This window comes from Hymenobacter tenuis, assembly GCF_054780495.1.
On the sequence record NZ_BAAGWF010000001.1, the window covers coordinates 1,181,320 to 1,207,361 of the forward strand.

Below are 26,042 nucleotides of genomic sequence, written 5' to 3' on the forward strand. Positions count from 1 at the left end.
TGTAGCAGGGGGCAAAAGTAGAAAGTTTTCCCCGTTTTGTAAAAGCAGAAGCGCTGTAGAGAGGCTGGCTAGGCGTTTTTAAGAATGAAATCTGGCGGAATGCCCAGTCGCTCATACAGCCGCTTGGCCAGATCCAGGGTTACACGGCGCTTCCCGCTAAGAATTTGCGAAAGGCGACCCGCTGGTACTTCCAGCAACTCAGCCAGCTCCTTTTGCTTGAGCCGCATCTGTTGTCGTTTCAGCTCAATCATTTCGGCCAAGGAGGTTGGAAGGTTGGGGATGGGTAGTAAGCCCAACTGGCCTTCGTACATATCAAGGGCCGCAATCAGCTCTCTAAACTCTGCCTCCAGTGTTGCATTCCCCTCAAAACCAGCCGCCACCAATGCATCCAGGCGGCGCAGGGCAGTTCGGTAGTCAGCGGGAGTGTGAAGCGTCATGTAAACAGAAGAAAGAACAGCAACCGCTGCTGTACCCAGGATTTGTGGCTGCAAACTTACCAGCATTATTCCAAAACCACAAACAATATTTCGATTTTGGAAAGAATCTTTCCGAAAGCGTTAGAATGTGTGGTGAAGTTGCTACGGTGCCAATTACAAAAAACCGCTCCGGCTGCTGTTCAGAGCCGAAGCGGTTTGTATGCTTTGGAGGGCTAGTGCTGGCTACTCCTGTCGGCCACCACGTGGGGCAGGCCCAGGTATTAGGGGCTTAATTTCGGCCAAGGCTTTGCGTTGGCGCACTAGGTCGCAGGCCATATACAGGGCTTCCCGGAAAGACGTTTCGTCGGCCTTGAACTGGCCCGCCAAGCCATAGGCAGTGCCGTGGTCGGGAGAGGTGCGGATGACGGGCAAGCCAGCCGTGAAGTTGACGCCGCGTTCAAAGGCTAGGGTCTTAAACGGTATCAACCCCTGGTCGTGGTAGAGGGAAAGTGTGGCATCAAACTGCCGGAACTGGCCGGTGCCGAAGTAGCCATCGGCCGGGAAGGGGCCGTAGGTAAGGTGGCCTTCCTGCTGAAACTGCTGCAATACCGGTGTAACGGTTTCGGCTTCTTCGGTGCCTAGTAAACCGTTTTCGCCAGCGTGCGGGTTTAGCCCGAGCACCGCAATGCGCGGCTTCTCGATACCGAAATCCTGCTTAAGGGAGTTCAGCAAAATGCGCAGTTTGGTAGTGAGCAGTTCCTTGGTAATACGGCCCGGTACATCCTTTAGCGGTATATGACCCGTGACAGTGGCTACTCGCAGGTCTTCGCTGGCCAGCAGCATTAGGCTTTCTTTGGCTTCAAAGAATGAGGTCAGAAACTCGGTGTGGCCGGGGAAGCGGAAGTCATCGGCCTGGGTGTTTTCCTTGCTGATGGGGGCCGTAACCAGGGCATCGAGCAAGCCGGCTTTTAGGTCGCGGGCAGCGGCCAGCAGGCTCTGGCGGGCTGCGGCACCGCTGGCCGCGCTGGGTTGGCCGGGCGTGAGCGTGTAGTCTTCGTCCCAGCAGGTAACAGCGTTGTGCTTGCCGGGCGCAATATCCGCGGCTTCGCGCACCTGCCGGAACGTGAGCGGGTCGTGGTTTGCGTCGGCCGGAAAGTCGTCGAAGAGTACAGTGGCCGTGCCGTACACAACGGGCGTGCAGTACTTCAGCAGCCGTTGATCAAGAAAGGTCTTATATATGATTTCCGGTCCGATTCCGGCCAGGTCGCCGACGGAAATGCCAATGCGTGGAAGCATGGGAGGTAATTAGAATGGAGGGAACAGGTGAGAGCCGGTTACTAGGCCCGCTTTTTCAGGAACTCATACGTGAGGCGCACGGCCGTGCCGGTTCCACCTTTACCACGGTACGAGTCGGGGGCAGTAAGGAAGGCCGGCGCGGCAATATCGAAGTGAACCCACGGGTAGCCCTCCGTGAAGCGCTCCAAAAACTTACCGGCTGAAATGGCGCCGGCTTCGGCTTTGCCCATGTTGCTGAGGTCGGCAATGCTGCTCTTGATGTGGTCGGCGTATTCATCCCACAGCGGAAACTCCACGAGGCGCTCGTGGGTGGTGTTGCCGGCTTGCTTTAGGTCCTGCATCACGTTTTCCTCGGCGGTGCCCATAAACACAATGCCTTCCTGGCCAATGGCACGAGCGGCCGATCCGGTAAGCGTTGCATAATCGAGCACCAACTCGGGGTTGTATTTTTTGGCAAACGCCAGGGCATCGGCCAGGATCAGGCGGCCTTCGGCATCGGTGTTCATTACCTCTACCGTCAGGCCGTTGTACATGGTAATCACGTCGCCGGGGGCCAGGGCGGGGCCGCCGGGGCGGTTGTCGGTGGCCGGTACCAACCCGATAACGTGCAGTGGAATCTGGTTTTTAGCAAGCGCCGTGAGTACACCTACTACCACCGCCGAGCCGGCCATGTCGCACTTCATCAGGTCCATGCTGTTGGGCGTGGGCTTTAGGCTAAGTCCGCCCGTGTCGTACACTACGCCTTTACCCACCAGCACAATCGGCTTGGCATTGGTGGCGCCGGCGGGCTTGTACTCCATAATGGTGAAGGTAGGCGGCTCGGGGGAGCCCTGGTTTACTGCCAACAGGCCACCCATGCGCAGGGACTCAATGCGGACAAAGTCCAGCACCTCTACCTGAAAACCGGCCGCTTCGCCGGCTTCCTCGAAGCGCTGGGCTAGCTGCGTAGCATTGAGGTGGCTGTAGGGCATGTTTACTAGGTCGCGGGCCAGATATACCCCTTGCAAGATGTTGTCTAGCTCCTGCACTTTTTCGGTGCTCAGGTGCGGGCCCACCAGCGTAATCAGCTGGAGGTCGGGAGTTTTTTTCGATTTCTCGTCGGTTTTGTAGCCTTCGAACTGATACGCGGTCAGGGCGATGCCTTCGGCCAGGGCTAGGGCCCCGTTGGCGGTCAAGTCGTTAATAAATAGCTCCGGGACTTTATCGGCTTTCAGGCGGGCGTGCAACTGGTGCCCGGCTTTGCGCAGGGCTTCGCAGGTTAGTGCTTCCGTCTTTTTCTCTTCTGCCACCACGTAATAATGGCGGTGCGTGTACTGGTTCACGCTGATTAGCTTCTCGTCGGCCGTGAGCTGGGTTGCCACGTAGGTGCGGGCTGCCTCGGGCAAATCGGCGGCGGCGCTGATGGGCAGTTCTTTGGTACCGGCTGGCAGAATGAATACGGTATCCGCGAAGGAGGGAAAATCGGCGGCGTATGCGAGGGATAAAGGCATGATTCTAAGTCCGTAAAGCCAGCTGCTACCCCCGTTTGCAGCGCAAAGCGCTGAGAAACGGCCGCTGCCGGCGTATCTTTGGGCGTGAAGGTAGGCCACTTTGGGCATATCCGCTACCTGCTCTCACAAGCTGCGCGGTTGCCTTCTGCAAGCACCCTAGCAAAATCGTTGGGGAACAGCGTATACGCGAGAACGTCTTCCTCCAGCACCCGCTGACGGCCACGTTGTCGGTCGGGCCACCCATTTAATTTTACGCGCATGGATTCCGTCAGAGCCAAAAAGCACCTCGGGCAGCACTTTCTCAACGACCCCAACATTGCCCGCAACATTGTGGAAGCCCTGCGCCTGCCCGATGACGTGAAAGAGGTGCTGGAAATTGGCCCCGGTATGGGCGTGCTCACCCAAACCCTGCTCCAACACCCCGAGTACGAAACGGCGGTGGTGGAAATTGACCGGGATTCAGTGGAGTACCTGGGCAAGCATTTTCCGGCGCTGGCGGGGCGGATTTACTCCCAGGATTTTCTGAAGATGGACTTGGGTAAGCTCTATGACGGGCGACCCATCAGCATCATTGGTAACTTTCCCTACAACATCAGCTCCCAGATTTACTTTCAGGTGCTAACTCACCGCCACCAGGTACGTGAGTGTGTGGGCATGATTCAGAAGGAGGTAGCCGACCGCCTCGCCGAAGGGCCCGGCTCCAAAACCTACGGTATTCTGAGCGTGCTGCTGCAGGCGTTTTACGACATCGATTACCTGTTTACGGTGCCGCCGCATGTATTTAGCCCGCCGCCCAAGGTGCAGTCGGCCGTCATTCGCCTCACCCGCAACCAAACCCAACAGCTGGCCTGCGACGAAAAGCTATTTTTCCAGGTAGTAAAGCAAGCCTTCCAGACCCGCCGTAAAACGCTGCGCAACGCTCTTAAGCCGTTCGGTATGCTTCCAGAAACTACTACTGACCCCATTTTTGATAAGCGCGCTGAGCAATTGAGCGTGCAAGATTTTGTGGGCCTTACGAAACACGTTCAGGAGCACAAGGCAGTTTAACCATGCGCCCCAAAGCTAGGGTTGGACTTGCGCTGGCAGCTAGTGTGGTTGCCGTACTGAGTTGGAATTTCTGGAAGGCAATCCAGACAATGGATCAAGGAACTTGGGAGCCGCTAAGGCAAGCTCCCGGTTACCATGTTAGAAACGACTATGAAGGCCGCACGTCATTAGGGTATCAAAACCACTGGTGGCAAGAGCCTCAAACTATTGTGGGTGGGTTTTATGATTTTCGTCGGGTAAGGCAACAAGTAGTAGGGTACGATGCTGAACTTAAACTACACGTGTCAGTTGATGCGGCAGCCCGAAGTAGCGAAGAATCGGAAGAATCTTTGACCTATTCCCAGGCTTCGGTAAGTGCCGAAAACGAAGAAGCTACTCGTCATTTCTAATTCATATTTTTCACACGAAAAATGTCCCTCTGCCTCGTCATCGACGAAATGCACCCGAGCTTGCCCGATTTGCTGCAGGAATTGGATGTGGAACTTCATTACCGCCCCGACCTGCGCCCCACGGAAGTAGCGGCGGCGCTGGCGGCGCATCCGTACGATGGATTGATTGTGCGCTCCAAAGTGCGCGTAAAGGCCGCGCTGCTAGCCAACGGGCCGCACTTACGCTACGTATGCCGGGCTGGCGCTGGGGTGGATAACATTGACGAAGAGGCCCTGGCTGCGGCCGGTGTAACGCTACTCAACGCACCTGAAGGCAACCGCGACGCCGTGGGGGAGTATGCTGTGGGTCTGTTGCTGGCTCTGTTCCGAAACATTGTACGCGCCGACCGCGAAGTGCGGGCCGGAGAGTGGCGCCGCGAGGCCAACCGAGGCGAGGAAATAGGCGGCAAAACCATCGGGTTGCTGGGCTACGGCCATATGGGCAAAGCCTTTGCCCGCCGCCTGCAGGCCTTCGACTGCACCGTGCTAGCCTACGACCACGACCCCAACGTGGAGCTTAACCACCATGCCACCCTAGTAAGCTTAACGGAGCTGCAGGAGCGGGCCGAGGTGCTGAGCCTGCACATTCCGTATTCGGAAGCCAACCATCATGTGGTAAACGAAGAATTTCTGGCGGGCTTCCGCAACCCGTTGTGGTTGCTGAATACGGCCCGCGGCGAAGTGCTGGACCACGCGGCCTTGGTGCAGCGGCTACGAACCGGGCAGGTGCGGGGCGCGGCCCTCGATGTGCTCGACAATGAAAAGCTTGCAACCCTCACGCCAGCGCAACAGGCGCGCTTTGAGTACCTGCGTACAGCTCCAAACGTAGTGCTGTCGCCGCACGTGGGCGGCTGGAGCTTCCAGAGCTACGAGCGAATCAACCAGGTGCTGGCGCGGAAGCTACGCGAATTTCTGCGAGCCTAGGGGAGTTGCGCCGGGTAAGAGTGCTTAGCAGGGCACGCGCATTATTTGTCCGGTTTTCGTATATTTGCCTAAACCTGTTCGGGGAGAACGGCCAGCCACGCTGGCCGTTCTCCTTGTTTTTTGAGCTTACATCACCCCACCATGTCTACTATCAACTACTACACTCCGGAAGGTCTTCAGAAGCTGAAGGATGAGCTTCAGGACCTCAAAATCCGCGGCCGGGCCAAAGCAGCAGACGACCTGCGCGAAGCCCGTGACAAAGGCGACCTGAGCGAAAATGCTGAGTACGACGCGGCCAAGGAAGCTCAGGGCCTGCTCGAACTTAAAATCTCCAAGCTGGAAGAAATCGTGGGCAACGCCCGCGTACTCGACGAAACCAACCTCGACCTCACCAAGGTGCTCATTATGAGCAAAGTGAAGCTCAAGAACCTGAAGAACAACATGGTTCTCGACTACACTTTGGTGGCGGAAGAAGAAGCGAATCTGGCGGCTGGTAAAATCTCCGTGAAGTCGCCCATCGGCAAAGGCCTGCTAGGCAAGTCGGCCGGCGATACCGCCGAAATTACCGTGCCCGCTGGCAAGCTGCAGTTTCAGATTCTGGAAATCAGCCGGTAGCGGCGAAATTGTGAAGTTGTGAAATGGTGAGTTACCTGTTTCACCGCACAGAATACACAAAAAAGGGCGAGGCTACGGCTTCGCCCTTTTTGCGTTTTGCCTCGTACTTTGGCTGAGCTGAAAGGCGGTTGCTGCTGTAGCTGCTTGCCTACATTCCTGTTCCACCTCTACTTCACCTTCCTTCATGCCTTCTATTTTCTCACGTATCGTGTCGGGTGAGCTGCCTGCCTACAAAGTAGCGGAGGACGACCACCACCTAGCGTTTCTGGATATTACGCCCCTAGTAGAAGGCCACACGCTGGTAATCCCGAAAAAGGAAACCGACTATATCTTCGACTTAGCCCCGGCTGAGCTGGCCGCTTTACACCTGTTTGCGCAACGCGTAGCCAAGGGTGTGCGCGCTGCCGTGCCGTGCAAGCGCATTGGGGTGGCAGTTATCGGGCTTGAAGTTCCGCATGCGCATATACATCTCATTCCGATGCATAACGTGTCGGATATGAACTTCGCCAACCCCAAAATCAAGGTAGCCGAGGCCCGCATGAAGGAGCTGGCAGCGGCTATTGCCGCGAAGGTTCCGGCCGCAGAGCATGGCCATGAGGCAGCTTCTTTGGCGCCTCTGGATACCAAAGGCGGCCGCGAAACCACCGAAGTAAATGAAGCTGCTACCCCTACCAAGGCTGGCAACGATGCCACACTGGAGCAGCTGCAGCACCTCACCAAGGGCCTGGTATTCATGAGCGAATCGGATGCGCCGCTGGAGCCCGTTAGCTTTGATGCGCCCGCCGGCGGAATTACGGACGCCGCCCTGGCCAAGCTGGCCGGCGCACCTGCTGATGCTAAAGTGGAAAAGCAGGAGCTTACTTATTTTCTGCGCAACCACACCGCCGATAACGGTGTGCTAGGCAACCCCGAGCAAGCCAACCGCTTCAAGGGCCTGCAGATGTACCTGAAGCAGGAACTCAACAACGTGCAGGTGTACCGCTTGGGCAGTGGCCCGCAGGTGCCCGTGCTGGTGCTGGGCGAAGCCGAAGGGGGCAAGCTGGCCGGATTCAAAACCGTACTGACGGAGACCTGATACGACCCATCAATCCCTAGGTCAACAAAACGCCCAAACCTCTCAGAAGGGGTTTGGGCGTTTTGCTGACCTAGCGATTCAAATTATGTGAAGTAGCTAGTTGCCGTGCCCACTCTACTAGGCCGGCGGGGGCAGTAAACCAGGTTCTGGTTTTTTGCGCTTATCCTGCCTTCGGATGCGGTTTTCCTGCTCGAACACCTTGGTAAGCACCATGAAGTAGGAGAGGAGCAGCGGCCCCAGCACCAGGCCCAGAATGCCAAAGATTTCCACGCCAAGCACTACCCCCGCCAGCGTCACCAACGGGTGAATATCGCCCATGCGGCGGGCCAGCACAATGCGCAGCAGGTTGTCGATGTTCATGATGACCACTACGCCCACAATGAGGATGCCCACGCCCTGGCCCGTGTGCCCCTGCGTAAGCTTGATGATGGCTGCCGGCCCCCATACCAGCGGCGTGCCCAGCACCGGTATAAACGCCATAAAAAAGGCCACCACGCCCCAGAACAGCGCATCGGCAACGCCGAAGATTTGCAGCGTGATGCTGGTAAGCAGCGCCTGCACCAGCGCAATAATTGCCTGCCCCAGCACATTAGCATTCACGTTGTTTTTCAGCGAGTCGCCGAGCTCGTGCATGGTGCTGGGCCGAAACGGTAGGTAGCGCCTGAGGCCCCGCAAAAATCCTGCTTCCTGCACAAACATGAAGTACAGCGTGAACAGCATCAGCCCGATAATGACGGTGAAGTGCAGCAACCCGCTGGCCAAGGACGGAATCCGTTGGCTGAGCCAGCTGACGCTCTGCTGTAATAAGGTGCGCACGCCTTGCTCGTTGGTGAAGGTGTAGCCGGTTTTCTCCTCAATTTTGTGCAGCACGGCCATAATCTGGCTGGTGTCTTGGCCGTAGGTTTTGATGCGGTCAATCAGCATCAGGCTCAGAGCCATGAATGGCAGAATTATGACGACAAAGGAAAACACCAAGATGCCGATGGTGACTACCTGCCGGTTCCAGTGGCGCCGGTGCACCAGCCCCACAAACCATGGTCGAAACACCACGAACAGAATACCCGCGCCCAGAAAGGCCGTGATGTAGCTGCCCAGCCCAACCAAAATCAGCACGGCTAGACCCACCAAGCACAAAATCAGTAAAATGTATTGCTGACGGGCGGTGTAAATGTTTTCGGAGGAGGGAGGCATGAATCGGCGCTAAACGCGAAGGGTGAACTAGGCGGTAAAATACGGATTCATGCGGCCATCAACACACAAAAACGCCCCTTCCTAGTGGGGAAGAGGCACTGTATATCGTATTTCTGTTGTATTTACTTTAATCTTCTACCCCAGAGCGCCGGGCCAAGGCCGCTACGGCTAGTCCCATCAGGGCAATAAGGGCAAAAGAAACCCGCAAATTAGTGGCTCCGGCCACCAAACCAATAACGGGCGGCCCGAGCAGAAATCCGGCAAACCCCACCGTGGTAACCGCCGCCAGCGCCACCCCCGGCGACATGGTTTTCGAGCGGCCCGCGGCCCCATATACCAGTGGCACCACCGAAGAAACCCCAATACCTACGAGCATAAATCCGATAGTGGCCGGTATAAAGCTAGGAAATAGCACGGCTATCAGCAGCCCGGTGGCTTCCAGCAACCCGCTCAGTACTAGGGTGCGTTGGCGGCCAAACCGGTCAGCAAACCAGTCAGCTACAAAGCGGCCGCCGGCCATGGTACTCATGAAGGCGGCAAAGCCCACGCCTTCCAGCGAGCTATCGGCCTGAATGACTTTGCGGAAATACACGCCGCTCCAGTCGAACATAGTACCCTCACAGAGCAACGAGCAAAACGCCAGCACCCCCAGCAGCAGCAATGACTTGTCGGGCAGTACGAAAATGGGAGCATCAGCATCGCGCGGAGCATCGGCGGGCAACAGGTACGGCCGGGCCAGCACCACGCCCGCCACTACTAGGGCGGTTACAAGCAGAAAGTGGGGTAGTGGGGCTACATTATTGGCAATGAACAACGTAGCCAGCGCCGCACCAGCAAAGCCCGCTAGGCTCCACAGGCCATGAAAGCTGGCCATAATGGACTTGCTGTAAAGCGCCTCCACACCCACGGCCTGGGTATTGATGCTGATGTTGGCCATGTTGCTGGCCAGCCCGAAAAACGCCAGTGCTACCATAAGCAGGGGCGTAGTACTTGCCAGCCCCAGCAACGGCAGAAAAGCGGCGTAGAGCAGCAAGCCCACAATGGTCAGCGGGCGGCTGCCAAAGCGTGCTACCAGCCAGCCCGTGAGCGGCAACGAGGCGATAGAGCCCACCGGAACCGCCAGCAGCACCCCGCCCAGCTCCGTATCGGAAAGGCCTAGCTCTTGCTGCACCGTTGGGATGCGGGCCGCCCACGTCGAGAAGCACAGGCCCTGCAACAGAAATGCGACGCTAACCGCCAAGCGGTGCGTGCGCCGGGGGCGTAGTTCAGGTATCGGAAGAGTTTGAGTAAGCATGGGTAGAAAGGGCGAAGCACTGCCGGCTGGTCAAAAAAACACCCATCTAGCCCCTGTGCAGGAGCAAGATGGGTGGGAGATAGGTCAGAGAAGTGCAGGAACGACGCAGTGGGAGGCGTCGGCTGCAAAGGTCGGGAAAATGTGCGGCTTACTTGGTATCCGCAACGGCCCTAGTGTACGCGCGGCCCACAGGTTGTGTTGCTGAGGAGCTGTGTCTGAGGTTATTGTTGAAAGATTAGCGCACTGCGCCAGCATCCACTTGGGCTTCCAGCTTTTCTTGTACCGCCAGCGGTAGTTTGCTGAGCAAGTCAAGGCCTGAGGCGGCTTCAATAGCATCTACGCTCACGCGGTATTGGCTCCAGTCGGGGCTCACAGATTGGTCGTTGGGGGTGTCAACGGCCAATATGCGGGCCTGGCCGGTAGCAATTCGCTGCAAATCGTTGGAGCCTTCGGGTAAAATTACGAGCACCTTCCAGACGCGAGCCGGCACCGTTACCCGGCCCTGGTCGATGGTCGTCATGCGGCCGTTCTGGCCGGTGCCGCCTTTGCCATAGCTACCCATGATGATGTACACTTCCTTGCCCTGCTTTACTTGGCCCCGGGTCCATTCTTCCAAGTCGCTCCAGGTGCGCTGGTTGTTGTTGCCGGCCTGCGGAATCATGTTGGTCATCAGGAAGGTAGCCGAGTTGTCGTCGAGCTCCGTGGTGCGGTCGGCAGAGGGGCAATTATGGCCTTTATCGAAGCCCGAGCCCGTGTAAGAGTTGCGCGAAACCTGATAGAACTGGCGGGGCAAAGCTGGGTCGGGGCGGAAATCATCCTGGCGCGGGGCCGAGCCCATCCAGGCGCGGTTCAGGTGCCAGCTTACCCAGGTAGGCGTGCCACGCTGGGCATTGTAGCCAATGGCGAACTGGGGCTTGACCAGCAAATAGTTGGTAGGCATGTTCACATCGGCGGTTGCGCCGCTGGGGTTGCCTAGGGCCATGTTGTCGTCGCGGCTGGTTACCACGGCTTCAGCCTGGGCCGTGGTGGCGGAGGGCAGGCTGGAGGATGTAGTAGGCTTTGGGCTGGGCGCGGGGCTAGTAGTTCCTGTAGCCACCGAGCCGCCGGCTACTGCCGCGCCGTTGGCGGCTTCCAGGGCAATGTCATCAATGTTCAGGCGGCCCTTGCCCGTATCCGTTTTCCTGATTTCCAGCCGCAGCGCACTAGCTGCGCTCCCCTGAAAGGTTGTTACAATGAGTTTGGGGCCACGCGCCTGCACAGGCTGGCCAATGCGGCGGAAGGTGCGGCCGCCATCTACGCTCCCCCACAGCTCCCAGGTGCTAGCGGGGTCAGAGCCGTAGGCGGCGCTTTTAATCCGGATGGTTTGCACGCCCTGAGGCGCATCGAAGTTCATGCGCAACCGGCCCTGGCCGCGCAGGCGGGCTGCGTGCTGACCGTTCTTGTGGTCCTGGTCAGAGGAGCCAATCAGCGCATCCTCGAAATGCCAGGAGCCAGAAGCCAAGTTCTCATCCCCAGCAGAATAGGCGCCTTTCTCCGCGCTTTCAAATGTTTCCGGAAAGCGGCCCCCGCCTTGGGTAACAGCACTACCTCCCGACTCCACCGGAATAGCGGGCGGCCCGTCGTTGGCAGCGGCGGAGGGGCGGGAAGTAGTTTCAGAGGAGTTGGAGGAGCAGCCTAGGGTAGTAAGGCTAAGCAGCAAGCCAGAAAGCAGGAGCGAGGAGAGGCGGCGCATGTGCGAAGTAAATTAACGAGGCGAATGTAGCGGAAGCCGCGGGTTTTGACGAACAGTTGAGGCGGGTTCCGGCTCGTCATCCGGCTGGGTGCGGCCTTCAGCTGGGGTTTTTCGCCCCAGGTTAGGGAAAGATTCCTATCCTTGCGGGTGCTGGCTGCGTAGGCACTAGCTGCCTCCAACCCTGAAACTGGCCCGGCTGCTACCCCTTTGACGGGCCGCAACCGTCTGGCTTCTCATTCCATCGGTATGACCAAAACCGTTTTTATTGCTTCTGCCGAGCCCTACAGCGGGAAGTCGCTCGTGGCATTGGGTCTCGTGAATTTGCTGCTCGGGCAGGCCCAGAAGGTAGCGTACTTCAAGCCCATCATTGCCGCCGCCGAACCTCAGGACCCGCATATTGCTACCATCCTCAGCTACTTTAAGCTCCCGCAGGCCTACGCCGATACCTATGCCTTCACGCGGCCCGAGGCGCTGCGCCTTATGGAAGATGATGCCCAGGGCGAGCTGATTGATACCATCATTCACAAATACAAGCAGATGGAGGAGCAGTACGATTTCACGGTAGTAGAAGGCAGCGACTTCCTGGGTCCTGGCACGGCGTTCGAGTTCGACGCCAATGTGTCTATTGCCAAAAACCTGGGCGTGCCAGTCATCATGATTATTTCCGGTGATGGCAAAACCACCGCCCAAATCGTTAGCTCCGTCCTGACGGTGCTGCGCAGCTTTGAGGCCCGGGAGGTGCAGGTGCTGGCGGCTGTGGCCAATCGGGTGCCTGCTGCCCAGGTAAACGACGTGCGCGAACTGCTCCGGAACCAGCTGCCCGCCGAGTTGCTGCTGGCCGTAATTCCGGAAGATATCAACCTGCTGCACCCCACCATGCGCGAGATCCAGCAGGGCCTGCAAGGGAAGTTGCTCTTTGGCGAGGCCGAGCTCAGCAACCAGGTAGATAACTACGTGATTGGGGCCATGCAGCTGCCCAATTTCCTGAACTACCTCAAGGAAAACGTGCTTATTGTAACCCCCGGCGACCGGGGCGACATCATTATTGGGGCGCTGCAAGCCAACTCCTCGGCCAGCTACCCAAGGGTGGCGGGCCTGGTGCTTACGGCAGGCTCCGTGCCCGAAGAACCGATTCAGCGGCTGATTGAGGGCTTGCCGGCGGTAGTGCCTATTCTGGCCGTCACTACGGGTACGTTCGAGACCAGCACCCAGATAGCGGCCATCAAGTCCCGCATCAGCTCCGAGAACCCCCAGAAAATTCAGCTGGCCATCCAAACCTTTGAGCGGCACATGGATGTCCGAGCCCTGCAAGAGCGTATGGCCCGTTACCAGCCTGAGGGAATTACGCCGCACATGTTCCAGTACCGGCTGCTGCAATGGGCCAAAAGAAAACGCCAGCACATTGTACTACCCGAAGGCAATGACGACCGGATTCTGCGCGCAGCGGCGCTGCTGCTGCACCAGAATATCGTCGACTTAACCATATTGGGTAATCCGCAAGAGGTAGCGGCTTCTGCCAAACGACTAGGCCTCAACCTGCCGCAAAACGAGCATTTGCAGGTGCTCGACCCCGTGCATTCTGCCTATTACCCCGGCTACGTGCAGGCGTTTTATGAGCTGCGCAAAAGCAAAGGCGTGAACGAGGATATGGCCCGCGACCTGATGCGCGACGTCTCATACTTCGGGAGCATGATGGTGCAGCAAGGCCACGCCGATGGCATGGTGTCGGGGGCGGTGCACACTACGCAGCATACCATTCGGCCGGCCCTGCAATTCATCAAAACCAAGCCAGGGGTTTCGGTGGTATCGTCGGTGTTTTTCATGTGCCTGCCCGACCGCGTAGCAGTGTTCGGCGACTGCGCCGTGAACCCCAACCCAACCGCCGAGCAGCTCGCCGAAATTGCCATTTCATCGGCTGAAAGCAGCCAGGCTTTTGGCATTGAGCCGCGCATTGCCATGCTCTCGTACTCCTCGGGCACCTCAGGGGCCGGCGCCGATGTAGAGAAGGTGCGCCAGGCCACAGAGCTGGTTCGCCAGCTGCGGCCCGACCTGAAAGTAGATGGCCCCATTCAGTACGATGCCGCCGTGGACCCCATCGTGGGTCGTCAGAAACTGCCCGACTCCGAAGTAGCCGGCCAGGCCAGCGTGCTCATTTTCCCTGATCTGAACACGGGCAACAACACCTACAAAGCTGTGCAGCGCGAAACCGGCGCTTTAGCCATTGGCCCCGTATTGCAAGGCCTCAACAAGCCCGTCAATGACCTCAGCCGTGGCTGCACTGTTGATGATGTGTTTAATACCGTGGTCATTACCGCCATTCAGAGCCAGCAGGGGTAGCAAGCAAGGCGCAGGGGCCGGGGCGGCGGATACGAGCTATCCAGCGTACTTTCCTTTAGCTTGCTGCCCAAATTACCCTAGTACCCCATTTTTGCAACCCAAACAGAGCACTCAACACACCCTATGCCTTCAGGACTTTTTGCTTTACTAGATGATATTTCGGCGTTGGTGAAAGTCAGCGCGGCCAGCCTCGACGATGTGCCGGCGCAGGTAGCCAAAACCACCGGGAAGGTTTCCGGCATTGTAATAGATGACACGGCCGTTACGCCCAAATACGTAGTGGGCCTTGACCCTTCCCGGGAGCTCTCCATCATCTTCCAGATTGCCAAAAAATCACTCATCAATAAGCTGCTTATTCTAAGTCCGGCGGCCTTGGTGCTGGGGTATTTCGCTCCTTGGGCTATTACGCCCATTCTGATGCTGGGCGGGGCGTATTTGTGCTATGAGGGGTATGAAAAGGTGCATTCCATGTTCAGCAAGCACCACGAGGTAGATCCTGAAAGTGAAAATGTAAAAACGATTACCCCGGAAGAGCTAGAGCAAGAGCGGGTGGCCGGCGCCGTCAGAACTGACATTATCCTGTCGGCCGAAATTATGGCCATTGCCTACAGTCAGGTAACCGGCCAGCCGATTGTGAACCAGATTGTGGTGATGGCGGCCGTGGCTGTATTTATAACGGTGGCCGTGTATGGCTTTGTGGGTTTGATTGTGAAGGCCGATGATTTTGGTGTGCATCTGGCCAAGGATAAGCACGGCCCCGCCACCCAGAAATTTGGCCGGGGCTTAGTAAAGTTTATGCCGCATTTCCTGCAGATTCTGAGCTACGTAGGCACTGCCGCCATGCTGTGGGTGGGTGCCGAAATTATTGCCCACGGCATTCCGTTTACCGCCCACTTACTGCACGACCTGGAAGAAGCCCTAGCCGATATGCCGGCAGTAGCCTGGCTGGCCAAGGCCCTAGCCTGTGGTATTGGCGGACTTATCCTGGGTTTCTTTATTGACCAAGTGGTTCGGCTGGTGAAAAAGGTACTGCCCAGCAAAAGCTAAGGGCACTTACACTGCCGCGCGAAACCGGCTCTCACGTTACTTTCCGCATGAACATATTTGTTGTTAACTCCGGTAGCAGCTCCATTAAATATCAACTGTTTCGGTGGCCCACGCAGCAGCCGGTGTGCAGCGGGCTGGTGGAACGCATTGGGTATGCCAATGCCGTCATCACGCACAAAGTGTTTAGCTCCGTTGCCACTCCCGATGCGCCTCAGGAAGTCCGTAGAACGCTGGAGTTGCCCGACCATGAGGCCGGCCTGCGCGAAGTAGTGGCCCTGCTCACCGACCGGGAGCAAGGCGTACTGCGCGACCCCGCCGATATACACGTGGTGGGGCACCGCGTAGTACACGGCGGGGAAAGCTTCGCGGCTACTACCATCATTACCGATGATGTGAAGGCGGAAATCCGGCGCTTGTTTGCCCTGGCCCCGTTGCACAACCCCGCCAACCTAGTGGGCATTGAGGTAGCGGAACGCATTTTCAAGCAGGCCCGGCAGGTAGCCGTGTTTGATACGGCGTTTCACCAGACCTTGCCCGAACCGGCTTTCCGCTACGCCCTGCCCGAAAAGCTGTACACCGAAGAGCGCATCCGGGTGTACGGCTTCCATGGCACCAGCCACCAGTACGTGGCAGCTCAGGCTACTAGCTACTTAGGCAAGCCCGATGCCCGCCTGGTTACGCTGCACCTCGGTAACGGCTGCAGCGCCGCCGCCGTGCGCGCCAACCGCTGTCTCGATACCAGCATGGGGTTTGGGCCCCTCAGCGGCCTAGTAATGGGCACCCGCACCGGCGACCTGGACCCTTCTATTGTACTTCACCTGATGGGGCAGCTTGGTTACACTGCCGAGCAAATCAGCACCCTTCTTAACAAGGAAAGCGGTATGCTCGGCCTCACAGGCTTTAGCGATATGCGCGACATCACGAAGGCCCGCCAGCAAGGCGATGCCCGCGCCGCCCTAGCCTACGACCTGTATGCGTACCGCATTCGCAAATACATTGGCGCCTATGCTGCCGTGCTGGGCGGGCTCGATGCCTTGGTGTTTACGGCCGGGGTAGGAGAGAACGACGCGTTGGTACGGCAACTGGCCTGCGAAGGGTTGGAGTTTCTCGGGATTGAACTCAATGAGCAGGAAAACCAGCAGCGCCGCCCCGGTCTCCGCGAAATCAGCCCCGCAGGTGCCCGCGTGAAGGTGCTGGTAGTGCCTACCAACGAGGAACTGGAAATTGCCCGGCAGTGTGCGGAGCTGCTGGCAGGGTAGCGGTCCTTACCCCCGCAGAAAGTCAGGGTACACCTGCAGGCACACGGGCGCCTTCAGCTCCACGCTGGCGCCAGTGGGGGTGAGGCGGCCGGTTTGGGCATCAGCAAAATACGTCACGATGGTATCGGACTGCTGGTGCGCTACTAGCACAATGAGGCCGCTGGGGTCGAAGGCAAAGCTGCGGGGCGTTTTGCCGGGCAGCATTACGTGCTCTACCAGGCGCATGCGGCCGCTACCCTCCTCCAGGCTGTAAACCGCCAGGCTGTTGTGGCCGCGGTTAGAGCCGTACACAAACTTGCCGTTCGGCGAGACGTGCACATCGGCGCAGGCATTCCACCCCGAAAAGCCCTCAGGCAGCGTCGAAATGGTCTGGATTTCAGTGAAAGTGCCCTCAGCGGCGTTGTACGCCAGAGCCGTCAGGGTGCCGTTCAGCTCATTAATGAGGTAAGCGCGGGGCTGGGTAGGATGGAAGGTAAGAATGCGCGGCCCCGCGCCGGGATTGGCCTGAAAAGCCGGCGTGGGCTGGATCTGCCAGGTGCCACGGGCGGCATCCAGGGCGTAGGCGTACACGGTATCGGTGCCTAAGTCCACGGCAAACACAAACCGTCCGGCGGGGTCGGGCAGCAGGCAGTGGGCGCGGGCATGGGGCTGGTCTTTATGAGGGCCGCTGCCGGTGTGCTGGCCCGTAGCCGAGGCTGGTTGCAGGCGGCCATCGGGCCCAATGGGCAGGGCGCCAACCGAGCCGGTACCGTAGTTGGCCACCAGCGCGTTGCGGCCTGAGGCATCCAGGCTGATGTAGCACGGAATGGTGCCTGCCGAGGCCTGCTGGTTTAGCAGCGTCAGGCTGCCGCTCTGCTTATCAATGGCAAACGCACTCACGCCCCCGTTAGGCGTGCCCTGAAAATTATCAACTTCATTCACGGCGTAGAGGTAGCGGTGCTGGGCATCTACGGTCAGAAACGAGGGACTGGCTCCGCCCTTGGCGCCCATAACGCGGGCTAGCACTCCGGTATCGGGGCTGAGGCGGTAGAGCACAATATTTTCCTGGTCGGCGGGGCCATAGGTGCCCACATATACTAAGCTAGACTGCCGCGTGGCACTAGTCCCCGTGCGGGCGCAAGCCGCCAGCAGGGCACTGCCCGCTAGCCCAAACCCAAGGGTGTACAAGAAATTGCGGCGGCTAGGATTGGATACGGACATAACAAGTAGGGAAGGTGAGCACAGGAAGTAGGATCAGTAGCGTAAAAATGAGGATATAAATGCAACAATGCCTAGTCTGCCGCAACGCCTGGTAGCAATCTGTGTCGTTGGGCGCTACCTTGCTACTTAGCGTTTTCCCCCTTTGCTGCCTTTATGATAAAACTATTACCCTCCCGGCTGGTGCTGGCCGCTGCCTTGGCGGGCGCATCGGTGCTTACCGCCTGCAACTCCTCCGACAAGCCTACTTCCGGCACGCCCGAAACCGTTGATGCGGACTTCGACCGGTACAAGCAGCGCTTCATTGACTCCCTGTGGTATTATAACCCCGAGTGGGCCTCCTCGGCCGGCTACCACCGCTACGATTCTCTGCTGGTGATACCCACGGCCGGGCGCCGCCAAACGGAAGCGGCGGCGTTGACGCGGCGGCGCCAGGAAATGGAAATCTTCCAGGTCGAAAAGCTTTCTATCAACAACCAAACCGACTTCCGCCTGCTGGAAAACTACCTGCAGTCGGCCCGCTTTTACGCCGATACGCTCCGCGACTGGCAGTGGAACCCGGCGGGCTATAACCTGGGCTCCTCGGTAGCCGAAATCCTCAATGGCCGCTACCACCCACTGGAGCGCCGGCTACTGGCCATCAGCAACAAAATCAGCCGCTCGGCCGATTACTATGAGGCCGCCAAGCAAAACATCCGGACGCCTACCCGCGAGCACACCAACCTAGCTATTCGGCAAACCAAAGGCGGGCTGGAAGTATTTGGGAAAGCGCTGCAAGACTCGGTAGCGAAATCGGGCCTGACGGCGGTAGAAAAGAAAGACCTGACCGACCGCATTGCTACTACCAGAATGGTGATGGATGGCTACCTGCGCTTTCTGCAGCAGGAGGTGCTGCCGGCCGGTAAATTCCGCAGCTTCCGCATTGGCAAGTCGCTCTTCGACCGCAAGTTTGCCCTGGATATTCAGTCCAGCTACTCCGCCGATGAGGTGTACCGCAAAGCCCAGCAGCACCGCCAAGAACTGCTCCACGACATGGGCAAGCGCGCCGCACGGCTCTGGCCTAAGTACTTCCCTGGCCAGCCCGCACCTGCTGACTCACTGGCTCTTATCAAGCAGGTTATCGGAAAGCTTTCTGAGCAGCACGCTACCCCCGCTGGCTTTGTGCAGGCCGTACAGGACCAAATGCCGACGCTGGTAAAGTGGGTGGATGACCATAAGCTGCTCACCCAGGACCCTACCAAGCCGTTGGTTGTTCGCGAGACGCCGCTGTATATGCGCGGCAGCGGTGCTGGTGCCAGCATCTCGGCGCCTGGCCCCTACGATAAAGCAGCCAACACCTACTACAACGTAGAGCCCCTCACGGGCTGGCCCGCCGCCCAGGCCCAAAGCTACCTGCGCGAGTACAACCAGTATACGCTCCAGATTCTTAACATCCACGAAGCCATTCCGGGGCACTACACTCAACTGGTGTACGCCAACCGCAGCCCCTCGCTGGTGAAGTCGATTTTTGGCAACGGCGCCATGATTGAGGGCTGGGCCGTGTACACCGAGCGCATGATGCTGGAAAGCGGCTACGGCGGCAACACCGACGAAATGTGGCTCATGTGGGACAAGTGGAACATGCGCGTGACCCTGAACGCCATCCTCGACCATGAGGTCCACGTCAACAATATCTCGGAGCAGGCCGCCGTGGCTATGCTGCAGCGCGATGGTTTTCAGGAAGAAGCCGAGGCCCGCAACAAGTGGCTGCGCGCTACCCTAAGCCAAGTGCAGCTCAGCAGCTACTTCACGGGCTCCACTGAAATCTATAATTTGCGCGAAGAGCTCAAGAAACAACAGGCCGCCGAGTTCGACCTTAAGCGCTTTCATGAGCAGTTTCTGAGCTACGGCAGCGCCCCGGTGAAGTACATCCGGCAGATGATGCAGAACAATAACTAGTGCGCCTGCCTTCTCGTTAAAAAACCAAAACCAGCCCTGGAAAGGAATTTTCTGGGGCTGGCTTTTTGTCTGCAGGAGAAACCTCCACGTCGGCTTTTTTACGCAGCTGATCCTATGATTCTCCACCACTACCTGTTGCATGAAAGTTATTGACACCAACGATGAGGGCCTGCGCACCCTCGTCCACGATTTCCCCCGCGTACTAGCCAAGTTCACGTCGAAGAACTGTCCGATTTGTGACCTGCTGACTCCGCCCTTCGAGAAGATGTCCGTTGACCCTCGCTATGGCAATACCACTTTTCTGCGCCTGAATTCCGACGAAAACCCGGTGGCCCGCAAAATGATGGCTACGAAAGTGGCTCCGTTTTTTGTGGCCTACTGCCGCGGCCGCCTCACGGAGTGCGACACGCTGCAAACCGAAGAAGAAGTACAGCTGATGCTCACGAAGCTGCAAAACTGCTCTGATACCACTTTATAACGCCGCCGCACCTAGTGTTTACTAGGGTGCACTGGGCCGCGAAGCCACATTGGGAAACCCGATGTAGTTTCGCGGCCATGTTTTTTATCTTATCTAAAGTTCTAGATTTTTTGCTGTCGCCGGCGGTGTGGCTGGTGGCACTACTGGTGCTGGCAGCCCTGTTGCGGACTTCGCGCTGGGGCAAAGGCTTGCTGCTGGCGGCGCTTGGGCTGGCCCTGGTTTTCACAAATAGTGCGCTTTTAAACGAGGCAATGCTGGCCTGGGAAGTGCCGCCGGTGCGCCTCTCGAAGCTGGGCCACCACGATGCTGCTGTGCTGCTTACGGGCATTACCGGCGGGCGCAAAGCCCCCCACGACCGGGTGTACGTAACCCAAGGCGCCGACCGGCTGCTACACACCCTGTGGCTCTACCGGGCTGGGCGCGTGCGCAACATCATAGTTTCGGGTGGCTCCGGGGCTTTATCTGGGGTGAAAACGCGCTCCGAGGCCGAGGAACTCCGGATTCTGTTGCGGCTGGCTGGAGTGCCGCCCCAGGATATTCTGCTGGAAACGGAAAGCCGCAATACCCGTGAAAACGCCCTAAATACCAAGGTCCTGTTGTCCCGTCATCCTGAAATCAAGTCCATCGTGCTGGTTACCTCCGCCTTTCATGAGCGGCGTGCCCTAGGGTGCTTCCGGAAGGTAGGCCTGCGCCCGGTGGCTTTCCCGGCCTCGTACTACTCCACTGACCGCCAGCCGACACTTTCCTACTGGTTGGTGCCTAGTGAAGAGGCTTTCCGGCTGTGGAGCATACTGCTACACGAACTATCGGGGTATGTTGTGTACCGCCTGCTAGGGTACGCCACGTAGCTAACTACTGCTCCTGGTTCTGGCCTTATACCGGGCTAGTGGGTTGGGCGTGGTGCTGCAGCCACTGCTCAAACTCTGTGGCCACAATGCGTTGCCCCGTGATGCCGGTGCTGGCATCAGAAGCCAGGAACATAATGGGCCGCGCCAGTACGGTGGGTGTCAACAAGGTGCCGCGCTGCTCAAAGCTCTCGGGAATCATGCCGGTTTCGGTGGCGCCGCCGGGTAGCAGCATGTTCACATCAATGTGAAAGTCGCGCAGGTCTTCGGCCATAATCAAGGAAAGCGACTCGGCACCGGCGCGGGAAGGCCCGTAGGGGATAAAGCCTTTGCGCTTCATGGTGTCGTGATTCATTGAGATGTTCACAATTTTCCCCCGGCCCTGGGCTACCAGCAGCGGCGCAAAGCCTTTCGCCACCAGAAAATACCCCGTTAGGTTGGTGTCGAGCAGGTCGCGGAAACCGGCGGCGCTAACTTCATAAAACGGCTGCGGGGTCGTGAGAAAATTAGGGTTGACGGTGCGCATCCCAATGCCCGCATTGTTCACCAACATATCCAGCCCGTCCCAATTAGCGCGCACCCACTCCACGGTAGCTGCAATAGAGTCTTCGTCGCGTACATCTAGCACGCGGGCCGATACAGGGCCGGGCAGGTGCTCCAGCCGAGAAATAGCCTCATCGAGGGAGTGGCGGCTGCGGGCGGTAATCAGGACGGTGGCCCCGGCGCCGGCTAGGGCCTGCGCCATGGCAAACCCTAGGCCGCTAGAGGCACCGGTAATAACAACTTTCTTTCCAGTAAGTGAAGTAGGCTCCATGCGGTAAACTTGGGTAGAAAGGAGAAGGCTCGGTATCCGTACGATAGAGAGGTGAGCGGAAGATGTACCAGGCCATAAACTTTTCCGGCCCGCCCCAGGTTTTACCAGCTTCCGCCGCACATCAGAAGCACGCGTTGGCCCTTGCTGACTAGGGTATGTTACGGCATCAACCCTAGCACGCCCAACTGGCCCAACGCTGTACCCGGCATTCTACCTTGATTTACACCCATGACTACATCTCAGCTAGCCAATCTGCCACTTTCTGTGCTCGATCTGGCGGCCATTTTACAGGGCCAGACGCCCGCCGATACCTTCCGACACAGCGCGCAGCTGACCCAGCACGCCGAACAGTGGGGCTACACCCGCTACTGGCTGGCCGAGCACCACAATATGGCCAGCATTGCCAGCTCCGCCACCGCCATCCTGATTGGGCACATTGCTGGTGCAACCTCTACTATCCGGGTGGGCTCGGGTGGGATTATGCTACCCAACCACGCCCCGCTGGTGGTAGCTGAGCAGTTCGGGACCCTGGCCTCGCTATACCCAGGCCGTATTGACCTGGGGCTGGGCCGCGCCCCGGGCACCGACCAGGTAACGATGCAGGCCCTGCGCCGCGACGCCCGCAACTCGGTCAACGACTTCCCCGAAAACGTGCAGGAGCTGCGCACATATTTGTCGGCGGAAAACCGGACGGCCAAGGTGCGTGCCGTGCCCGGCGAGGGGCTGGATATTCCGGTGTGGCTGCTGGGCTCCAGCACCTATAGCGCGCAGCTGGCGGCTATACTGGGCTTGCCGTTTGCCTTCGCCAGCCACTTTGCGCCTACCTACTTAGAAGAAGCCCTGCGCCTGTACCGCAGCAACTTCCGGCCTTCAGCCCAGCAGGCCACGCCGTATGCCATGGCTTGCATTAATGTTATTGCCGCCGACACCGATGCGGAAGCCGAACGCCTGGCTACTTCTTTCTATATGTTTGCGCTAGGTATCATTCGGGGCACAACCCACCCATTGCAGCCACCCATCGAGACCATGGAAGGCTACTGGACCGACTACGAGGAAGCCGCCGTGCGCCAGATGATGACCTACGTGTTCGTGGGCGGCCCCGAAACCATAGCCCGCAAGCTCGACGCCTTTATCACCAAAACCAAGGTGAATGAGCTGATGGTGGTGTCGCACATTTTCGACCCTGCCGCGCGCTTACGCTCCTATGAAATTCTGGCAGAGCTAAAAGGGCAGGTGGCGGCGCCGTTAGCTGCTGCTGCGCAGCCAGTGGGCGCCTAGGCTTCAGGAAGCCGCAAACCGGCTTTGCGCTAGCATGCTACTACACCAAAACACCCGGCTCTACAGTCGGGTGTTTTTTGTTGGGGCCGAGGCGTGGGGTTTGACTTGCTCCGGAGGCTAGTGGTAGGCGGGGCGTGCTGGTTTCGGCGTAGGAAGTTTATCCAGCGCCAGAATCTGGTCGCGGTAAGATGGGGGCAGCAGCAGGGTTTTCACCCATTGGCTGAGGGCTAGGTGCTGGGTGTGGCGGTACAGCGGCACAATGGGCTGTAGCCAGGAGCGGGAACCTAGCTGGAGCAACTCCCGCACTAGTTTGGGCGCCACCAGGCGCTGGCCTTGCAGCAACAAATGGTAGCGCAACGGGCCCAGATGTTTTCGGTATTGCTGGTACAGGTCGGTGGTGAAGCGGCTGGGCGCTAGGTCCTGGGTGAGGTGCAACTCTCGGTCAGTGAGCCAGGCAGAGTAGGTAGTGGGCAAGTCCGGAATGCCCATGCGCTGGCCAACCCGCCCAAATACCTCAAACACTTCTGCCCGTTCGGCCACCGTCATGGGCCGTTCCAGCAGCTCAAAGGCCCGGATAGAATAGTCGATGAGCATGTACAGCACGTCGCGGTAGGCCCAGTCCGGAATGCGCTGGCCCCGCTGCGCTTCTACAGCCCCATGAATGGCCGCAATGGTGTCAATAGCCCGCTCGGCGCCGGCTCGGTTGGCAAACACAATCTGGCGGGCGTACTCTACGGTAGAGAACAGTCGGGCCAAGGGGTCGGCGGGAAGGCGGCCCGTGAAGTACAGCCAGTCAACGGCCTTGTTCACGGCAAACTCGGCGGCGGCGCCCGCAAACACAAACAACACAATATCGGCCTTGCCCCAAATAGCGCGCACCACCGAATCTTTCGCAACGAAATACTCCATATTCTTCTACCTACTTCTGAAATCACCAACACCAACCCAACGCAGTAGGTGCTTATTCTGAACGGGATGAGTGAGTTGTCTAGCTATAACCGAAGTAAGCTCATGGTGCAGAGCCGGCGGTCGGCATGGCATTCCTGAGGTTAAGTGTTCAACTTGTTTCGGTTATTTGTTGAATTGCAAATAACTTTGAATTGCAAAGTAAACATAATATTGCCAGTTATCTATCCGCTTATCATGGTTAGTAGAAATAGGGTTGGGTATGGGCTGCTCCTGGCCCTGACGATGGTGCTGGGCCTGGCATCTCGCCGGTTCGGGGCATCACTTCCTGCCTGGGTAGCTGCCTACGCCGGCGATACGCTATGGGCGCTGCTGGTTTTCTGGCTGGTGGGGGTTTGCTGGCCTCGTTGGCCTAGTAAACGGGTTGCGGTGCTTGCTGCTGGGTTTGCCGTAGCCATTGAGCTAAGCCAGCTTTGCCAAGCGCCGTGGCTACGTGCGCTGCGGCACACAACGCTGGGCAGCCTAGTGCTAGGCCATGGCTTTTTGTGGAGCGACCTGTTGTGCTACGCAGTGGGAGTACTCGTTGGGCTAGGAGCAGAGCGGTTGTGGCTGCCCGAAAATGCAAGCCAAACTTCGTCATAATCAGGCAGCCGTACGCCAATGGTGTGCAAGTGGCCTAGCGACTGGCCTACTAAAAACAGAACGTCATTCCGAGCGCAGTCGAGGAATCTCGCGTGCTGACGTTGTACTGGTAACTCAACATCAGCACGCGAGATTCCTCGACTGCGCTCGGAATGACAGTTACTTTGGTAACGTCAGTTAAGCGAGATGCTTCGGTCCTTGGCTGGATGCGCCGCTGCTCAACAGGACAATACTACTGCACGCGTGATAAAGCAGATGAAGCTAAGGATGGCCAGCGGTTTCTCATGTGTCACTACCCCCGCCTGAGCCGCCAAGTCGCTTCAGCTGGGAGCAAGGGGTTTGCGCAACTGCGGGGGCTAGTACTTACTCCACTTTTTTCTTGGCTTCAGGAGCACTTTCCCTGGCTATCCAAATCGACTTCTGGTTGACGAACTCCCGAATTCCCAGGTGAGAAAGCTCCCGGCCATAGCCCGACTTTTTCACGCCGCCAAACGGCATTTCCGGCGCCGACTTCACCATGCTATTCACGAACACCGCGCCGGCCTCTACGCGCCGCGCCAGCTCTTGGCCGCGTTGCACATTGCGGGTCCAGATGGAGCCACCCAGGCCAAAGCGTGAGTCGTTGGCCAAGCGAATGGCATCATCGGCGTCTTTAGCTTCCAGAATAATGGCCACGGGCCCGAAGAACTCCTCTTCGTAGGCGCGCTGGCCGGGCTTCACGTGGCTGAGCATCATGGGCCGGAACAAGGCCGTGCCAGGCTTGCTCTGGCCGCCGTACAACTCCACTTTAGCGCCCTGTTTCACGGAGTCTTCTACCTGCTTAGTGAGCTCATCGGCCAGGTCGGGGCGGGCCAGCGGGCCGTATTGCGTGCTTTCCTCGAGCGGGTCGCCGGTGCGGAACGCGAGTAGGTGCGTTTTCATCTGGGTCACAAACTCCTTCACTACCTTCTTTTCCACGATAAACCGCTTGGCTGCAATGCAGCTTTGGCCGGCGTTAATCATGCGGGCCTGGGCCGCAGTTTTGGCAGCCAGCTCCAGGTCGGCATCGGCCAGTACAATAAAGGCATCGGAGCCGCCCAGCTCCAGCACCGTTTTCTTGATTTCGCGGCCGGCAGTAGCGGCCACTTGTGCACCAGCCGGCTCCGAGCCGGTGAGCGTTACGGCCCGTACCCGGTCGTCTTCAATCAGCTTACTTACTAGGTCAGAGCCGATGAGCAAGGTGCGGAAGGCGGCAGGAGGGAAGCCGGCATCGTGGAAAATCTGCTCCAGGGCTAGGGCGCACTGCGGCACGTTGGAGGCATGCTTGAGCAGACCCACGTTGCCGGCCATCAGGGCGGGCGCGGCAAAGCGCACCACCTGCCAGAATGGGAAGTTCCAGGGCATTACGGCCAGCACCACGCCAATGGGCTCGTGTGCAATAAAGCTGAGCTGGGCTTCGGTCTTGATTTCTTCGTCGGCCAGAAACTGCTCGGCGTGGTCGGCATAATAGTCGCAGGTGAGGGCGCATTTCAGTACCTCAGCCCGGCCATCTACAATAGGTTTGCCCATTTCAATGGCCATCAGGCGGGCCAGCTCGTCCTGCCGCTCGCGTAGCAGGTCGGCGGCGCGGTGCATCAGGCGGCTGCGGTACGAGAAGGGGGTAGTGCGCCACTGGCTGAAGGCACGGTGGGCCTGGCCCAGAATGCGCTCTGTTTTAACCCAGCTAAAGGCACGAAAGCGGCGCTCTACGCGGCCGGTGTAGGGGTTGAAAGATTCAATGGCCATAGGAAAAGGAAAGGAATAGGAACTTAAGT

The 26,042-nt window shown here is 58.4% G+C and carries 23 protein-coding genes; 13 read left to right on the forward strand and 10 right to left on the reverse strand.

What is annotated here, in order from left to right; translation table 11 throughout:
* Positions 1 to 68: 68 nt before the first annotated feature.
* The 3 genes from ACYVGU_RS05065 to ACYVGU_RS05075 all read right to left on the reverse strand — a co-directional run bounded on the left by ACYVGU_RS05065 (position 69) and on the right by ACYVGU_RS05075 (position 3,202).
* On the reverse strand, positions 69 to 437 hold the full coding sequence (locus ACYVGU_RS05065; RefSeq protein WP_460612145.1) for a helix-turn-helix domain-containing protein: 369 nt from the start codon (positions 435 to 437) through the stop codon (positions 69 to 71).
* A 222-nt stretch (positions 438 to 659) separates the two neighbouring features.
* The gene (gene pdxA, locus ACYVGU_RS05070; RefSeq protein WP_460621167.1) at positions 660 to 1,712 is read right to left on the reverse strand and encodes a PdxA family dehydrogenase; all 1,053 of its coding nucleotides are present in this window, start codon (positions 1,710 to 1,712) and stop codon (positions 660 to 662) included.
* Positions 1,713 to 1,753: 41 nt separating this feature from the next.
* Positions 1,754 to 3,202, reverse strand: a complete 1,449-nt coding sequence (locus ACYVGU_RS05075; RefSeq protein ID WP_460621168.1) for a leucyl aminopeptidase family protein — start codon at positions 3,200 to 3,202, stop codon at positions 1,754 to 1,756.
* Positions 3,203 to 3,460: 258 nt separating this feature from the next.
* Between ACYVGU_RS05075 and rsmA the strand changes: the two genes are divergently transcribed.
* The 5 genes from rsmA to ACYVGU_RS05100 all read left to right on the forward strand — a co-directional run bounded on the left by rsmA (position 3,461) and on the right by ACYVGU_RS05100 (position 7,291).
* Complete coding sequence (rsmA, locus tag ACYVGU_RS05080; RefSeq protein ID WP_460621169.1) at positions 3,461 to 4,249, forward strand: ribosomal RNA small subunit methyltransferase A; 789 nt, start codon at positions 3,461 to 3,463, stop codon at positions 4,247 to 4,249.
* A 2-nt stretch (positions 4,250 to 4,251) separates the two neighbouring features.
* Complete coding sequence (locus tag ACYVGU_RS05085) at positions 4,252 to 4,638, forward strand: hypothetical protein (RefSeq protein WP_460621170.1); 387 nt, start codon at positions 4,252 to 4,254, stop codon at positions 4,636 to 4,638.
* A 21-nt stretch (positions 4,639 to 4,659) separates the two neighbouring features.
* Positions 4,660 to 5,601, forward strand: a complete 942-nt coding sequence (locus tag ACYVGU_RS05090; RefSeq protein WP_460621171.1) for a Rossmann-fold NAD(P)-binding domain-containing protein — start codon at positions 4,660 to 4,662, stop codon at positions 5,599 to 5,601.
* 141 nt (positions 5,602 to 5,742) lie between these two features.
* Positions 5,743 to 6,216, forward strand: coding sequence for a transcription elongation factor GreA (gene greA, locus ACYVGU_RS05095; RefSeq protein ID WP_460612139.1), 474 nt, complete (start codon positions 5,743 to 5,745; stop codon positions 6,214 to 6,216).
* Between the two features lie 184 nt (positions 6,217 to 6,400).
* Positions 6,401 to 7,291 (forward strand): nuclease A inhibitor family protein, encoded by an 891-nt coding sequence (locus tag ACYVGU_RS05100; protein WP_460621172.1) that lies wholly within the window; start codon positions 6,401 to 6,403, stop codon positions 7,289 to 7,291.
* Positions 7,292 to 7,408: 117 nt separating this feature from the next.
* On the opposite strand, the gene ACYVGU_RS05105 is transcribed toward ACYVGU_RS05100, so the two are convergent.
* The 3 genes from ACYVGU_RS05105 to ACYVGU_RS05115 all read right to left on the reverse strand — a co-directional run bounded on the left by ACYVGU_RS05105 (position 7,409) and on the right by ACYVGU_RS05115 (position 11,508).
* On the reverse strand, positions 7,409 to 8,482 hold the full coding sequence (locus ACYVGU_RS05105; protein ID WP_460612137.1) for an AI-2E family transporter: 1,074 nt from the start codon (positions 8,480 to 8,482) through the stop codon (positions 7,409 to 7,411).
* A 127-nt stretch (positions 8,483 to 8,609) separates the two neighbouring features.
* Positions 8,610 to 9,776, reverse strand: coding sequence for an MFS transporter (locus ACYVGU_RS05110; protein WP_460621173.1), 1,167 nt, complete (start codon positions 9,774 to 9,776; stop codon positions 8,610 to 8,612).
* A 235-nt stretch (positions 9,777 to 10,011) separates the two neighbouring features.
* The gene (locus ACYVGU_RS05115; RefSeq protein WP_460621174.1) at positions 10,012 to 11,508 is read right to left on the reverse strand and encodes a DNA/RNA non-specific endonuclease; all 1,497 of its coding nucleotides are present in this window, start codon (positions 11,506 to 11,508) and stop codon (positions 10,012 to 10,014) included.
* Positions 11,509 to 11,754: 246 nt separating this feature from the next.
* On the opposite strand from ACYVGU_RS05115, the gene pta reads away from it, so the two are divergent.
* The 3 genes from pta (at position 11,755) to ACYVGU_RS05130 (ending at position 16,151) form a co-directional block, all read left to right on the forward strand.
* The gene (pta, locus tag ACYVGU_RS05120) at positions 11,755 to 13,845 is read left to right on the forward strand and encodes a phosphate acetyltransferase (protein WP_460621175.1); all 2,091 of its coding nucleotides are present in this window, start codon (positions 11,755 to 11,757) and stop codon (positions 13,843 to 13,845) included.
* A gap of 123 nt (positions 13,846 to 13,968) precedes the next feature.
* The gene (locus ACYVGU_RS05125; RefSeq protein WP_460621176.1) at positions 13,969 to 14,892 is read left to right on the forward strand and encodes a DUF808 domain-containing protein; all 924 of its coding nucleotides are present in this window, start codon (positions 13,969 to 13,971) and stop codon (positions 14,890 to 14,892) included.
* A 47-nt stretch (positions 14,893 to 14,939) separates the two neighbouring features.
* On the forward strand, positions 14,940 to 16,151 hold the full coding sequence (locus tag ACYVGU_RS05130; RefSeq protein WP_460621177.1) for an acetate/propionate family kinase: 1,212 nt from the start codon (positions 14,940 to 14,942) through the stop codon (positions 16,149 to 16,151).
* A gap of 6 nt (positions 16,152 to 16,157) precedes the next feature.
* Here the strand turns inward: ACYVGU_RS05130 and ACYVGU_RS05135 are convergent, their stop codons facing one another.
* Entirely contained in the window at positions 16,158 to 17,351 is a 1,194-nt protein-coding gene (locus ACYVGU_RS05135; protein ID WP_460621178.1) for a lactonase family protein, read from the reverse strand.
* A 153-nt stretch (positions 17,352 to 17,504) separates the two neighbouring features.
* On the opposite strand from ACYVGU_RS05135, the gene ACYVGU_RS05140 reads away from it, so the two are divergent.
* The 3 genes from ACYVGU_RS05140 (at position 17,505) to ACYVGU_RS05150 (ending at position 20,612) form a co-directional block, all read left to right on the forward strand.
* Positions 17,505 to 19,286, forward strand: coding sequence for a DUF885 domain-containing protein (locus ACYVGU_RS05140; RefSeq protein WP_460621179.1), 1,782 nt, complete (start codon positions 17,505 to 17,507; stop codon positions 19,284 to 19,286).
* A gap of 139 nt (positions 19,287 to 19,425) precedes the next feature.
* Positions 19,426 to 19,764: a thioredoxin family protein gene (locus ACYVGU_RS05145; protein WP_460612129.1), complete on the forward strand. Its 339-nt coding sequence runs from the start codon at positions 19,426 to 19,428 to the stop codon at positions 19,762 to 19,764.
* Positions 19,765 to 19,841: 77 nt separating this feature from the next.
* The gene (locus ACYVGU_RS05150; protein WP_460621180.1) at positions 19,842 to 20,612 is read left to right on the forward strand and encodes a YdcF family protein; all 771 of its coding nucleotides are present in this window, start codon (positions 19,842 to 19,844) and stop codon (positions 20,610 to 20,612) included.
* A 25-nt stretch (positions 20,613 to 20,637) separates the two neighbouring features.
* Here the strand turns inward: ACYVGU_RS05150 and ACYVGU_RS05155 are convergent, their stop codons facing one another.
* Positions 20,638 to 21,423, reverse strand: a complete 786-nt coding sequence (locus ACYVGU_RS05155; protein ID WP_460621181.1) for an SDR family NAD(P)-dependent oxidoreductase — start codon at positions 21,421 to 21,423, stop codon at positions 20,638 to 20,640.
* A gap of 228 nt (positions 21,424 to 21,651) precedes the next feature.
* Between ACYVGU_RS05155 and ACYVGU_RS05160 the strand changes: the two genes are divergently transcribed.
* A complete protein-coding gene (locus ACYVGU_RS05160; protein WP_460621182.1) occupies positions 21,652 to 22,701 on the forward strand; it encodes an LLM class flavin-dependent oxidoreductase in 1,050 nt (349 codons plus the stop codon).
* A gap of 117 nt (positions 22,702 to 22,818) precedes the next feature.
* Here ACYVGU_RS05160 and ACYVGU_RS05165 read toward each other — a convergent pair whose 3' ends face one another.
* Positions 22,819 to 23,610, reverse strand: coding sequence for an oxygenase MpaB family protein (locus ACYVGU_RS05165; protein ID WP_460621183.1), 792 nt, complete (start codon positions 23,608 to 23,610; stop codon positions 22,819 to 22,821).
* A gap of 234 nt (positions 23,611 to 23,844) precedes the next feature.
* Between ACYVGU_RS05165 and ACYVGU_RS05170 the strand changes: the two genes are divergently transcribed.
* On the forward strand, positions 23,845 to 24,249 hold the full coding sequence (locus ACYVGU_RS05170; protein ID WP_460621184.1) for a ribosomal maturation YjgA family protein: 405 nt from the start codon (positions 23,845 to 23,847) through the stop codon (positions 24,247 to 24,249).
* Between the two features lie 363 nt (positions 24,250 to 24,612).
* On the opposite strand, the gene ACYVGU_RS05175 is transcribed toward ACYVGU_RS05170, so the two are convergent.
* Entirely contained in the window at positions 24,613 to 26,013 is a 1,401-nt protein-coding gene (locus ACYVGU_RS05175; RefSeq protein ID WP_460621185.1) for an NAD-dependent succinate-semialdehyde dehydrogenase, read from the reverse strand.
* Between the last annotated feature and the right edge of the window lie 29 nt (positions 26,014 to 26,042).